The 12,832-nt window shown below is 41.2% G+C and carries 16 protein-coding genes; all 16 read right to left on the bottom strand.

The window, feature by feature from the left end; all coding sequences use genetic code 11:
• Positions 1-35: 35 nt before the first annotated feature.
• Complete coding sequence (locus MHH61_RS09195; protein WP_003217967.1) at positions 36-266, bottom strand: anti-sigma-F factor Fin family protein; 231 nt, start codon at positions 264-266, stop codon at positions 36-38.
• A 55-nt stretch (positions 267-321) separates the two neighbouring features.
• Complete coding sequence (gene pth, locus MHH61_RS09190; protein ID WP_024425643.1) at positions 322-888, bottom strand: aminoacyl-tRNA hydrolase; 567 nt, start codon at positions 886-888, stop codon at positions 322-324.
• A gap of 140 nt (positions 889-1,028) precedes the next feature.
• Positions 1,029-1,655, bottom strand: coding sequence for a 50S ribosomal protein L25/general stress protein Ctc (locus tag MHH61_RS09185; RefSeq protein ID WP_024425642.1), 627 nt, complete (start codon positions 1,653-1,655; stop codon positions 1,029-1,031).
• Positions 1,656-1,793: 138 nt separating this feature from the next.
• Positions 1,794-2,747 (bottom strand): ribose-phosphate diphosphokinase, encoded by a 954-nt coding sequence (locus tag MHH61_RS09180; protein ID WP_024425641.1) that lies wholly within the window; start codon positions 2,745-2,747, stop codon positions 1,794-1,796.
• Between the two features lie 27 nt (positions 2,748-2,774).
• Complete coding sequence (gene glmU / locus MHH61_RS09175; RefSeq protein WP_125587542.1) at positions 2,775-4,145, bottom strand: bifunctional UDP-N-acetylglucosamine diphosphorylase/glucosamine-1-phosphate N-acetyltransferase GlmU; 1,371 nt, start codon at positions 4,143-4,145, stop codon at positions 2,775-2,777.
• A gap of 198 nt (positions 4,146-4,343) precedes the next feature.
• Positions 4,344-4,640 (bottom strand): septation regulator SpoVG, encoded by a 297-nt coding sequence (spoVG, locus tag MHH61_RS09170; protein ID WP_008357439.1) that lies wholly within the window; start codon positions 4,638-4,640, stop codon positions 4,344-4,346.
• 224 nt (positions 4,641-4,864) lie between these two features.
• Positions 4,865-5,242 (bottom strand): 2-iminobutanoate/2-iminopropanoate deaminase, encoded by a 378-nt coding sequence (ridA, locus tag MHH61_RS09165; RefSeq protein ID WP_024425639.1) that lies wholly within the window; start codon positions 5,240-5,242, stop codon positions 4,865-4,867.
• A gap of 38 nt (positions 5,243-5,280) precedes the next feature.
• Positions 5,281-6,114 (bottom strand): pur operon repressor, encoded by an 834-nt coding sequence (purR, locus tag MHH61_RS09160; protein ID WP_024425638.1) that lies wholly within the window; start codon positions 6,112-6,114, stop codon positions 5,281-5,283.
• Positions 6,115-6,169: 55 nt separating this feature from the next.
• Positions 6,170-7,039: a 4-(cytidine 5'-diphospho)-2-C-methyl-D-erythritol kinase gene (gene ispE / locus MHH61_RS09155; protein WP_019743558.1), complete on the bottom strand. Its 870-nt coding sequence runs from the start codon at positions 7,037-7,039 to the stop codon at positions 6,170-6,172.
• Between the two features lie 146 nt (positions 7,040-7,185).
• Entirely contained in the window at positions 7,186-7,371 is a 186-nt protein-coding gene (locus MHH61_RS09150) for a small, acid-soluble spore protein, alpha/beta type (RefSeq protein WP_017366434.1), read from the bottom strand.
• Between the two features lie 163 nt (positions 7,372-7,534).
• Positions 7,535-7,792 (bottom strand): biofilm formation stimulator Veg, encoded by a 258-nt coding sequence (gene veg, locus MHH61_RS09145; protein WP_024425637.1) that lies wholly within the window; start codon positions 7,790-7,792, stop codon positions 7,535-7,537.
• 213 nt (positions 7,793-8,005) lie between these two features.
• On the bottom strand, positions 8,006-8,890 hold the full coding sequence (yabG, locus tag MHH61_RS09140) for a sporulation peptidase YabG (protein WP_125587541.1): 885 nt from the start codon (positions 8,888-8,890) through the stop codon (positions 8,006-8,008).
• A 134-nt stretch (positions 8,891-9,024) separates the two neighbouring features.
• Positions 9,025-9,903, bottom strand: coding sequence for a 16S rRNA (adenine(1518)-N(6)/adenine(1519)-N(6))-dimethyltransferase RsmA (gene rsmA, locus MHH61_RS09135; RefSeq protein ID WP_025093515.1), 879 nt, complete (start codon positions 9,901-9,903; stop codon positions 9,025-9,027).
• Positions 9,896-10,456 carry a ribonuclease M5 gene (rnmV, locus tag MHH61_RS09130; RefSeq protein ID WP_017359323.1) on the bottom strand — a complete coding sequence of 187 codons (561 nt, stop codon included), beginning with the start codon at positions 10,454-10,456 and terminating at the stop codon, positions 9,896-9,898. Before rnmV ends, rsmA begins: the two co-directional genes overlap by 8 nt.
• A 161-nt stretch (positions 10,457-10,617) precedes the next feature.
• A complete protein-coding gene (locus tag MHH61_RS09125) occupies positions 10,618-11,820 on the bottom strand; it encodes a G5 and 3D domain-containing protein (RefSeq protein WP_125587540.1) in 1,203 nt (400 codons plus the stop codon).
• 244 nt (positions 11,821-12,064) lie between these two features.
• Complete coding sequence (locus tag MHH61_RS09120) at positions 12,065-12,832, bottom strand: TatD family hydrolase (RefSeq protein WP_125587539.1); 768 nt, start codon at positions 12,830-12,832, stop codon at positions 12,065-12,067.

The raw sequence follows: 12,832 nt of genomic DNA, 5'->3' as shown, positions 1-12,832 counted from the left end.
AAACGCTTTGGTCTAATATCTACACCAAAGCTTTTTTATTGAATAAAAGTATGATACTGATGGTAATCAGGATTTCTTTCGAGCGCCTCTTGGCAATCCTCACAAATGGTTTGTACATGTAAATCACCATTTTCCCTATAAGAAATCATATCGTTTCTTTCCTCATTTGTTAAGTGATGAAATCCAAGTGCTTCACTTTGGACAGCGGATTCATCTAGACTGCCAACCTTTACACCACAGTGGCGGCAGTAATAATGCAAAGCCATACGTGATCCTCCCATGCTGAGATTTTATGATCAGTATGTGCTTCGCTTATCATTCTTATACCTTCTTGTTAAAATCATTCATCACTTCTAAAAACGGCTTTTTTAAAGCCGCTTCACAAGCCTCGACAGACGATTGAATGGCTGATGCGATGTCAGGCTGTTCTTCTTCTGAGAAACGTCCTAGTACGTAATCAACGACCTTCATGCCGTTTTGAGGACGTCCAATGCCGATACGGAATCGGTCAAATTCAGGTGAACCTAAATGCTGAATCAATGATTTGATTCCATTGTGCCCGCCTGCACTTCCTTTTGTACGTAAGCGAATCCGGCCAGTTGGCAAATCAAGATCATCATAGATCACTTTCAAATGTTCGAGGGGAATATCGTAATAGTCCATCAGCGGACGCACACATTCTCCTGATAAGTTCATATATGTAAGCGGCTTTACAAGTAGAACCTTTTGCCCCGAAACAAACCCAGTTCCAAATTGTCCATGGAATTTTGATTGATTTAAAGGAATGTCCCATTTTTTTGATAATTCATCTATTGTCATAAACCCGACATTATGTCTTGTTTTTTCATATTCTTTTCCTGGATTGCCTAATCCAACGAATGCAATCATGAAACCAATAACCTCCTTTGTCACACAGCACACGCCTAAAAAATGAGCCAATCAGATTGCCTCATGTAAAAACGTATGAATTCTTTTCATTCTAGCACAAAAGACGCAACCGCGGGAGGGTTACGTCTTTAAATGACCAGTTATTCTCCATCGTCATCCTTTTCTTTAATGGCCTCAGGCTCTTGCGGCTCTTCTTCGCTATCTGGCTCAGGAACCTCTGATTGCTGAGGCGGCAGAATGGAGGCAACGACTTCTTCTGGATCGTTATTGATTTGATAAGATGACTGAACAGGCAGATCAGCAACTGTTAAGACATCATTGACTTCTAAGTTTGTAATATCAGCTTCAATATTCTGCGGGATATCTTTTGGTTTCGCTGTAACAGATAGTTCAAATAGTGGCTGCTGAAGCACACCGCCATCTTTTACCCCTTTAGATTCGCCAATCAGCTGTATGGGTACATCTGCCTCAATTTCACGCTGTAAGTCAACGACTTGGAAATCAGCATGGACAAGCTCGTTTTTCAGCGGATCTGTTTGTAATTCTGTCACCATTACAGATTTCGTTTCACCACCCACATCTAAGGTGATAATTGTGTTCTTCCCTTCATCACGTAAGGTCTTTAATAAATCGATGCTGTCTAATGAAACAGCCAGGCTGTCTGTATTTTTTCCGTATATGACACCAGGAACGTGTCCTGAATGACGGATTTTTTGCAGTGTGGAACGTTTGAAATCAGTTCTTTTATTTGCTTTTAAAGTTGCCATATTCAGCACCATCCTATTTCTTTTTTGTCACTACTCTCATAATTACCCATAACCGAATCATTTTAAACCTATTTGCCGTGAATGATGATAGCAAAAAGACCCCAAGCTTGATGCCTAGGGCCTTTTTTAATCAGAAAATTAGCTGAAAAGGTAGCTCACAGATTCTTCTTCATGTACACGGATGATGGCTTCTGCAAGCAAAGGCCCAACCGAAAGCGGAATGAATTTTCCAACTTTCTTGTCATCAGTTAATTGAATACTGTTTGTCACAACCAATTCTTTAATTTTAGAGTTTGTGATACGTTCTACTGCTGGTCCAGACAATACTGGGTGCGTACAGCAAGCATATACTTCAGCTGCTCCATTTTCGACTAGCGCATTTGCTGCAAGTGTAATAGTACCAGCTGTATCAATGATATCATCGATCAGAATCGCCGTTTTGCCTTCAATGTTACCAATAATGTTCATGACTTCAGCAACGTTTGGCTTTGGACGGCGTTTGTCGATAATTGCGATCGGCGCTTTCAGGCGGTCTGCCATTTTACGCGCACGTGTCACACCACCGTGGTCAGGAGACACAACAACGATATCATTCAAGTTCTTCTGTTCGAAATAGTTTGTTAAGATTGGCACAGCCATTAAGTTATCGATTGGAATATCGAAGAAACCTTGGATTTGCGGCGCATGAAGATCAAGTGCAATCACACGTGTAGCACCTGCTGTTTCAAGTAAGTTTGCAAAAAGCTTCGCAGTGATTGGCTCACGAGGTTTTGCCTTACGATCTTGACGTGCATATCCGTAATAAGGGATCACAATATTGACAGTTTTCGCAGAAGCGCGTTTTAGCGCATCCACCATAATGAGCAGTTCCATAATATGCTCATTGACTGGCGCACTTGTTGATTGAATGACATAACAATCACAGCCGCGGATACTTTCTTCAATATTGATTTGGACTTCACCGTCACTAAAACGTTTAACAGAGCTCTTTCCTACATCAACTCCGATACGATCGGCAATTTCTTTGGCAAGTTCAGGGTTTGAATTCAAAGAGAATATCTTTAAATTCGCATCAGCATAACGATTAGACATGGTATGGTAAACCTCCGGGTATTTGGATTATTTTTTATGAATATTTTTCACATAATCTTCTTTATTGACTTGTCTTGCTCTAGCAATAGACAATGCATCCTGCGGTACATCTTCTGTAACCGTTGAACCGGCTGCAACATATGCCCCTTTTCCGACAGTGACTGGTGCAACTAGATTTGAATTACAGCCAATAAATGCGCCGTCTTCAATCTTCGTTAAGAATTTGTTTTTCCCATCATAGTTGACTGTAATGGAACCACAGCCAAGGTTTACATCAGTTCCGACCTCTGCGTCTCCAATGTAGCTTAGATGAGATGCCTTGCTGCGGTCTCCGAAAACTGTTTTCTTGATTTCGACAAAATTTCCGATTTTTACTTCATCGCCAATTTTCGACAACGGGCGAATATGAGCAAACGGTCCAATTGTCACATCAACTCCAACCTCGCTATCGCAGACGACAGATTGCTTAACGACTGTTCGATCTCCGATGATGCTGTCAACAATTTCAGTGTTTGGCCCAATAGTGGCGTCTGCACCGATTTTCACATTCCCTTTGATGACCGTCCCAGGATAAATAACTGTATCTTCACCGATGACAGCATCTGGCGAAATATACGTGTTCTCAGGATCAATCAAGGTCACACCATTCTTCATATGCTGATGATTAATACGTCGCTTCATGAATTGCTCTGCTTGTGATAGAGCGATACGATCGTTAACTCCAAGTGTTTCTTCAAAATGCGGTGTTTGATAAGCTGCAACTGTTTGCCCTTCATTTTTTAGAATTTCAATAACGTCTGGCAAGTAGTATTCACCCTGTGCATTTTCATTCGACACTTGCTCAATCACACGGAAGAGATCTTCATTTGAAAAGCAATAAGTCCCTGTATTAATTTCATTCACTTGACGCTCTGCATCGTTCGCATCTTTATGCTCCACAATTTTCACGACAGCACCTGTTTCGTCACGAATAATACGGCCATAGCCTGTCGGATCATCCGCATGTGCTGTTAAAATAGTGACTTTCGCTTGATGTTTTTGATGCTCGCTTAACATGGCTTCCATTGTTTCCGCTGTCAATAATGGCGTATCACCACAAATGACAATGGTTGTTCCCTTTTCCTGCGCGAGGAACGACTTTGCTTGTTTGACGGCATGGGCTGTTCCCAGCTGTTCTTCTTGAAGTGCATACTCACTTCTGTCTCCAAGCTGCTCTTTCACGTCCTCTGCACCATGACCGACAATCGTCACTAGCTTGGCTAAAGAAAGCTTTAACGCTTCATCTGCCACATGCTCGACCATTGGCTTTCCGCAAACTGGATGAAGTACTTTATATAGCTTTGACTTCATTCTCGTTCCTTTTCCCGCTGCTAAAATCACTGCGAACCGCTTATCCATTGATTGGCCTCCAATATCCCTATTATCCATAGAAAAATATATCCTAAATAAAGACTGATTTCAAGGATACATAAGGAAGTACAATAATTTTCTAACAGATGAAAGACTTAAGAAACAAGAGAAAGAACGAAAAAAAGACAGCATTTAAAAGAAAACATTCATTTTCTCTTAAAGCCGTCTTTTTAAGTTCACATATGATTAAGAAGCTCCAGCTTCTTCATATTCAATTGTTTCTTCCTCTTCGCCTAAGCGATGATATTCATTTAATACAGCATCTTGGATTTTACCCCGAGTGCTTGAATTAATTGGATGTGCAATATCGCGAAACTCTCCATCAGGCGTGCGTTTGCTAGGCATTGCTACAAACAACCCATTGTTTCCATCAATCACACGAATATCATGAACAACAAATTCGTGGTCCAGCGTGATGGATGCAATCGCCCTCATGCGACCATCGGTATTCACGCGGCGTAATCTTACGTCAGTAACTTCCACAGTAGTTCACCACCTTTTCCCAATATAAAAGCATTACTTAGGTATTCAACGATCGTGGTGATTCTCCTGCTCTTTTTTTAAACTTTTTTTGAAATATCGGGATATTTATACATTATTTGTCATATTCGTGACGGCGCTTACATTCTCAGCATAAAAAAAGACATCATGATGATGTCTTTCCCTGCATATGATGAAACCAAACGGCTTTCATTGAGAGTGCCTGTTTATTTAACTAATGCAACTACTTCTATTTCTACAAGCGCATCCTTTGGAAGTCTTGCCACTTCCACACATGAACGAGCTGGCTTATGTGTATGGAAATACTCACCGTACACTTCATTCACTTCAGCGAATTGTTCCATATCTTTAATGAAAACAGTTGCTTTCACGACTGTTTCAAAGGAAGCACCTGCTGCTTCAAGTACAGCCTCAAGATTACGGAATACTTGATGTGTTTGTTCTTTAATATCTCCATTTACAAAATCTCCAGCTGGGGTTAATGGAATTTGCCCTGAGCTGTAAAACATGTTATTGACAATAATTCCTTGAGAGTAAGGTCCAATGGCTGCTGGTGCATGTTTGGTTTGAACAACTTTTGTCATATCAATCTCTCCCATTCAAATACATGTTTAATCAAAGCTTACGCTTTCGAATGAAAAAACTCGTGGAAATTGCCTTCATTGATCTCAATGATTTTTTGCTTCATATCAATGGTAGAAAGCTTTAACAACGAGACATATTCATCGACAAGACGTTCATCTACGCCTTCATCTTCTAAAAGAACACCGATTCCTGCAACATTTGCATTAAATTCCTCAAGCAAATTCATCATGCCGTTAATGGTTCCGCCCGCTTTCATAAAGTCATCAATGATCAACACATTGGAGCCTTTATCTAAGCTTCGCTTTGCAAGGGACATGGTTTGAATTCGGTTAGAAGAACCTGACGCATAATTAATACTGACAGTTGATCCTTCGGTTACCTTATTATCTTTTCTAACGATCACAACAGGCACATTTAAATAACCCGCAACAGAATAGGCAATCGGAATACCTTTTGTCGCAACGGTCATGACGACATCAATCGCACGGTCCGCAAAGATGGTCGCAAACAGCTTACCGATTTTCGCAAGTATCGATGGATTGCCTAAAACATCGGTTAAATATAAATAACCGCCAGGAAGTACACGTTCAGGAGTTGATAATGCCTCTCCGATATCGTTTACTACGTCATCTGCTTCTTTTAGGTGAATTTTAGGAATATATTTCACTCCGCCAGCAGCGCCAGGTACAGTAAGCAATGTGCCTATTCCCTGCTGTTCGAAGGTCTGTTTGATAATCGTTAAGTCTTCACTAATGGAGGACTTTGCAGATTGATAACGTTCTGCAAAAAAAGTTAAAGGTACTAGTACGTGCGGGTGGGCTAACAAATAATTTGTTAAGTCCACCAATCTGCCGCTTCGACGAAACTTCATGAACTTACCCCCAGAACCCGAATAATTTATGAATAATATAACTTAATATACGGATTTAATCAAGGGCATTTTGTTCGCCGATCATGCGGACAGCGTATACTTGATCACAAAATCCTCTCAGTCCGTTATATATTCTTTGTACCTTCGATTCATATTGAATCAAGCCAAATACCGTTGGGCCGCTTCCACTCATTAATACAGCATCAGCACCGAAACGCTTCATCTGTCTTTTGATCATATCTACTTCTGGATACATCTTTAATGTCACTGACTCAAGGACGTTACCGAGTGAGCCGCACATCTCTTTATAATCTTTCGCTTCAATGGCTTCAATCATACGCTGTACATTTGGATGTTCTACTTTGCTTGCGTCATATTGTCTATAAACTTCAGCTGTAGATACCCCAATCACCGGCTTCGCTAAAATCACCCAGCAATGCGGCGGTGTCGCGATATGCTTCAGTTTTTCTCCACGCCCTGTCGCTAGTGCTGTGCCTCCGTGTACACAAAAAGACACATCTGAGCCGATCTCCGCTCCAAGCTCAGCCAGTTCATCTAACGTGAGATTCAACTTCCACAAACGGTTTAAACCGCGAAGCGCTGCGGCAGCATCACTGCTGCCTCCAGCTAAACCTGCTGCAACAGGTATTGCTTTTGTGATGACAATCGATACTCCTTTTTGAATACCGAACCTTGTTTTGAGTAATTTAGCTGCCTGATAAGCCAAGTTACGCTGATCATCTGGCACAAATCGATTATGAGATGATACACGGATTTCGTCTTTATCCAGCTCCGTCAGCTCAAGTCGATCTGCAAGGTCTATTGTTGTCATCACCATCTCTACTTCGTGATATCCATCCGGTCTTTTTCCATGGACATCAAGTGAGAGATTAATTTTTGCCGGTGCTTTTTCTAAAATACGCAAACATTTCACCTACTTCTCCATCTAAACATAAGTATCAATATTGTATCACATTTGATGGATCTGATGAATATTGGCTTTTACGCCCAGCACACTGACTTTTCCAACAAAAAAAGCCAGAGACACCTGAGGTATCCCTGACCATTTTTCTATCGTTGATTCTCTTCCTGAGCCATGTGCTGCTGAGCTAATTCGATGGCACGTTTGACCATATTCCCTGCGTCACGCGCACGAATTTCTCCCCAGCCTCCATTTTTGACGGTATCATAAAATCCAAGATCCTTCGCCAGCTCGTATTTGAACTCATCTGACATAATGCCTCGGCGTCTACCCAAACGAAACAGCCCCTTTAGTCGAGAATTCGAATCAGTGCCACTGCTTTTGTGGCTTTCTTATTTTGTATCGAATCTTTTCTTTTACCCCTTTCAAAAAATGGACAGACTCCCATTCAGAAAAAAAGGCAAAACAAAAAGCAGTAAACAAGAAGTTCACTGCCCATTAATAGGCGACTGAGCTAGCGGCATCATCGAACGTTAATTCGACCGTCTCAGTCAGTATATCTGCATAACTGTAAGAAACTCTTTCAAACGAATTCTCATCTTGATCTAATTGAATCACAAATACAGAAGGGTACGTTTCAGCTAAAATGCCCGAACGCTCAATTGTTTTACGGCGGCCTCCGTTAGCCTTTAACGTCAAACGTTTACCTAAGTTACCATCAAGCGATCTTTTGATGTCGGACAAAGTCTTCGCCATTGCATCCACCTCACTGAGATAATTATACAACAACGGCCCATTTTTGTCAAATAAAAATTAAATTATATCAACCAACACGAGCCATTGTCAACAAAATAATTTTGACAAACTTCTACCTTTTCTCCTCCCTATTTTTCTCAAATTCCGGTGAATTATGTATCCGTTTGAAATTTCTTTTTACACATAAAAAAAACCAGACTGAAATCAGTCGGGTTATGTCGATTCATGGTCTTTTTTATATGGCATACCTACCCTTAAAACACCCTTCGTCTCGATGCCTCCGAGACCTTTTTCTCTTGTTAATGTATTACGAAGCACATCCCATACGTTGATTCGATCTACAAATGGAGTGAAGCTGATCTTCGCAACGATATAGACGGGATCGAGCGCATGGATGTTCACACGTGAAGGTGAGCTTGCAAAATTGGCACCTGCTTGGATCAATGATTCGAAATGAGATTGACAGGCGCCTGCAAAGATCACAAGCTGATCTAAATGAGGAATTTTCTTTCTTGCTTTTTGAACCGTCTCAACGAAATGACGAGAATGGCGATAGGCACCGATATCATTTACGCCGCCCTTTTGCTTGGAATACGCATCATGCCCTGTAATGACCAAAATATCAGGCCGATATTGATCAAGTAACGAATCGATCACGCTTGGCATTTTCTTCTCATGGCAATGCACTCCATATACAGGCACACCAATTCGTTCATATACATCTAAGCATTTCTTTAAGTATGAAGCATCTCCATCTAAATGAAGGACCCTTCCAGGCATGTGAAAATACTGCTCCTGATGCTGATATTGTCCAGAAGTATAATACTCTTGTTTTTCACGCAGCAGCTGATAATCCTGTCTTAGTAAGTCGAGCGATTCGTTAATTTTCCGTTCGTCGTCCTTCTCCCTTGTCAGCTGCTCCTCTTTTTGAATCAAGACGAGATCCGACATCTTAGCATCAGCAATCAGCCTTACTTCATTCCCATGCAATATGGCAGTGGCTTCGTGCTGATCTGTCTCATCAATTCGTATGATTCGAAACATAATATCCATTTGATAGGATGCCCTCGTCACCATATCTCCTATTTGAAATTGCATGCTGTTCACTCCACAATCAGGCTCATATCCTGTTGGTATCGTCTTGCACTACACATGGTCGTCTTTCATATGTGCTGTTCTTTCTAGCCTATGCCCGAACAGTTGAAGTGGTGAAAAACAAAAGAAAAAAGCCCTTACGAAAGGGCTTTTTGTAAAACATTCGACAAACGGGCAAATTCCTCAATGGATAATGATTCTCCGCGGCGCTTTCCATCAATATCTGCTGTTTGAAGTGCTTCTTCGATGATCGCTTTATGTTTTTTTCCATCAGGTAGATTATTCATCAAATTATTCATCAATGTTTTCCGGCGCTGGCCAAAGCTCGCTCGGATCAATTGAAAGAAAAACGCATCATTTTCTACTGAGACAGCAGGCGTTTCACGAACAGTCAGCTTAATCACAGCCGAATCGACATTTGGCTGAGGAACAAAAACCGTTTTAGGCACAACCATCACCGTTTTTGCTTCTGTGTAAAATTGAACTGCGATAGACAGTGAATTGTATTCCTTAGATGAAGGGACAGCTGCCATACGATCTGCTACTTCTTTTTGCAGCATGACCACAATCCCTTTCAATGGAAGGTTTTCTTCAAGCAATTTCATAATAATCGGTGTTGTCACATAATATGGAAGGTTGGCTACGACCATCACTTCTTTACAGTCAGCAAAATTTTCCTCGATGACCTTTCTCACATCCGCCTTTAATACATCTTGATGAATGATCGTGACATTATCATATGGAGAAAGCGTATCGTTTAAAATAGGCAATAAACGCTGATCGATTTCAAAAGCGGTGACTTTCTTTGCACGTTTAGCGAGCTGCTCTGTCAATGCGCCGATACCAGGCCCAATTTCAATGACGCCGGTCTCATCTGTAACCTCTGCGTGATCGACAATGCGATCTAAAATATTTGTATCAATTAAGAAGTTCTGCCCTAAGCTCTTTTTAAAAGAGAAACCGTACTTCTTCAGTATTTCCTTCGTTCTGACGGGTGTCGCAATATCTTTATTCATCGGCTTCCTCCTGCATGACGGTCTTTAAGGCCGCAATAAAATCATGTTTGGTTATTTGGAACATGTGAAGGCGCTTTTGCAGCTGCTTCGCATTGGTGTATCCTATATTTAAAAGCACTCCTAGTCGTTCGCGGCGGCGTTTCGATGCTTCGCCTCCGATAAGGCCTGCGTCAAATAAGTCGTCTAATGTAATGTCACTTTCCGATTCTTCCATTTCTTCATGGACATGGGCAAGACATTCCCGAATACTGTCCAGGGAAGCATGCTCGACACCAATTCCTTTATCCCGCTTCGCCTTCGCAAGATGTTTTGGCAAAAAAGCGTGCTTACAGCCAGGAACTGCCTCTGCGATGGTTTTACGGATCTTCTCACCAGGAAAATCAGGATCTGTTAAAATAATGACCCCTCTCGTCTCCTGCGCAAGACGCACTTGTTGAATGACTGTATCGCCAATGGCGGATCCGTTTGTTTCGATCGTATCTGCATCAACCGCCATCTTCACTCTGGCAGTGTCATCACGACCCTCCACCACAATGATTTCTTTGATTTTCATGTATTCCTCCGCTTGCAAAAACAATCTACATTTTTTGGTTAAAAAAACGAAACCTTTCATGCTGCTTTTGCGTCTAATTAATTAGAAAACAGTGCTTCTATTATAACCAAAAAAACAGAGGGTGCGCAAAGCCCTCTGTTCATATAAATGATTTGATGTGTTTATTTGAGTACTCTAATCTTCACTCGTTTATTTCCCCATTGATAAGCTGCCGACTTACTTGGGACGAACACATCAATTTTATTCCCTTTTATAGCAGATCCAGTGTCTGATGCAACGGCATATCCATAGCCTTCCACATACACTTTTGAGCCCAGCGGAATGACACTCGGATCAACTGCTATAACCTTTGCACCTGGATTTGCTTTTAAATTAAAGCCTGTAGACGTTCTGCCCGTACATCCAGCACAGCTCGCTGTATAGGCTGTTGACGCCACATAAAATTCTTTTCCTGACGATTCATTGCTTCGTGAAACCGCAGGGGACGCTGTAGGCTCCTTTTTGGCCACTTGTGTACCAATAGCCACTAATCGGTCCTTACTATCTTTTTCGGTCACTTCTTTAATCAATTCTTTAGACACCACTTTGCCGTTTTCTTTCACAATGGCATAGTGCTTCTTCAATTTACCTTCTTCACCTTTTTTAAGTACCTTCTCTTTCCCTTTTTCAAGAGAATGATCCTTTTTATGTTTGGTATCAAAAGCAATTTTCTCTTCCACTACATCGGTGACTTTTTCCACCCGAGTGATCTTTATATCTGCGCTCTTTTTAGAAAGGTTACTATGTAACGCAGGCTTGATCTTATCGTGCTTCTTGAGCTTTAGCTCTTGTTGCTTTAAAAAGTCAGCGACCGTAGTCGAAGTGGTCCACACTTTTTTATCTTTTCCTCCATCATTTAAGCTGACCTGGAAGGCCTGCTGAATCACAAGATTCATATCCTTTGTTAACTTGTCATTCTTTCCTGGAGTTACTTGATCGTGCTTCCCAATATCTATTTTCTCATTCTTCAATAATGCTCCAACCGTCTGATCTGTTGTCCATATCGTTTTCTCTTTCCCGTCTAGGGTCAGATGAACCGGTATAGCCGCATCATACACAATGTTCATGTTGTCTTGAATCTTTGTATTTAGACTTGGAGAGATATGATCCTCCGCCTTGGTCCTTATGCCAAGGTCTGAAAGCAGCTGAGCTACTGTCTCTTCATGTGTACGAATTGTCTTCTCTTTACCATTGATTGAAATGGTAATAGACTGCTTAGTGAGCTCATGCGCACCGTAAGCCGTTCCAGTTCCAGCTAAAAGCAAGCAAACAACGAGTAACAAAATCTTGCCTTTTCCTAGCTTCACAGAAAACAGATTTTTCATTTTTTGTACGATGAAAAACGCCTCCTTCTCCTCGGAGAGATTATATAGAGTATCTCAAAACCTGTCAACCCTTCCACCCACTGTACAAAAATGCTCGATTGTAAACCTATTATGGGAGATTTATGGAAGGAAGGGAAGAAAGACTTATCGACAACTTATCCTATGAGGAGGCGCAAACGTGTAGAACTTTTTCGTTATGTTTCACAATTGGACAAGCTTAAACAAGGATTGACATCATATACTGTCAGTTTATACGGAAAACTTTTTTTGCATTTATTGTTGTCAATTCAGCAAGCTCTTCAAAGCTGATTTCTCTCAGCTCCGCAATCTGTTCTGCAATATATTTGACATAACTTGGCTCATTACGTTTCCCTCTAAATGGCACTGGCGTTAAGTATGGGCAGTCTGTTTCAATCAAAAGCTTGTCACTCGGTATCTCCTTTACAACTTCCTTTGGCTTTTTGGCATTTTTAAATGTCACGGGTCCACCGAATGAAATATAAAAGTTCATCTCCATACACGCTTTTGCAGTTTCTAGACTGCCAGTAAAGCAGTGCATAATACCTCCAACTTCAGCTGCTCCCTCTTCCTTTAAAATCGTCACGACATCTTCCGTTGCGTCACGATTATGAATAACGATTGGAAGATTCACTTCCTTCGCAAGAGCAATTTGGCGTCTAAAGACTTCCTTTTGCACATCTTTTGGCGACTTGTCCCAATAGTAATCCAGACCCATTTCACCAATCGCAACCACTTTTTCGTGTTGAGATAAATCTTTGATCCAAGCCAAATCCTCATCTGTCATATCAATAGCATCGACTGGATGCCAGCCGATAGCTGCATATATGAAATCATACTCTTCAATCAATTCCATCGCTCTCGTAATTGTTGGGCGGTCAAACCCTACCACCACGATTTTCTCAACTTTTTCGCTTTTCGCTCTTTCGATCACCTGTTCTAAGTCTTCATTGTATTGTTCTGCATTCAAGTGGGCATGTGTATCAAATAACAT

It is taken from the genome of Bacillus sp. FSL K6-3154, assembly GCF_040869395.1.
GTDB lineage: Bacteria > Bacillota > Bacilli > Bacillales > Bacillaceae > Bacillus > Bacillus safensis.
The sequence above is the reverse complement of the archived record's forward strand: the minus strand, read 5'-3'. Positions and strand labels throughout refer to the sequence as shown.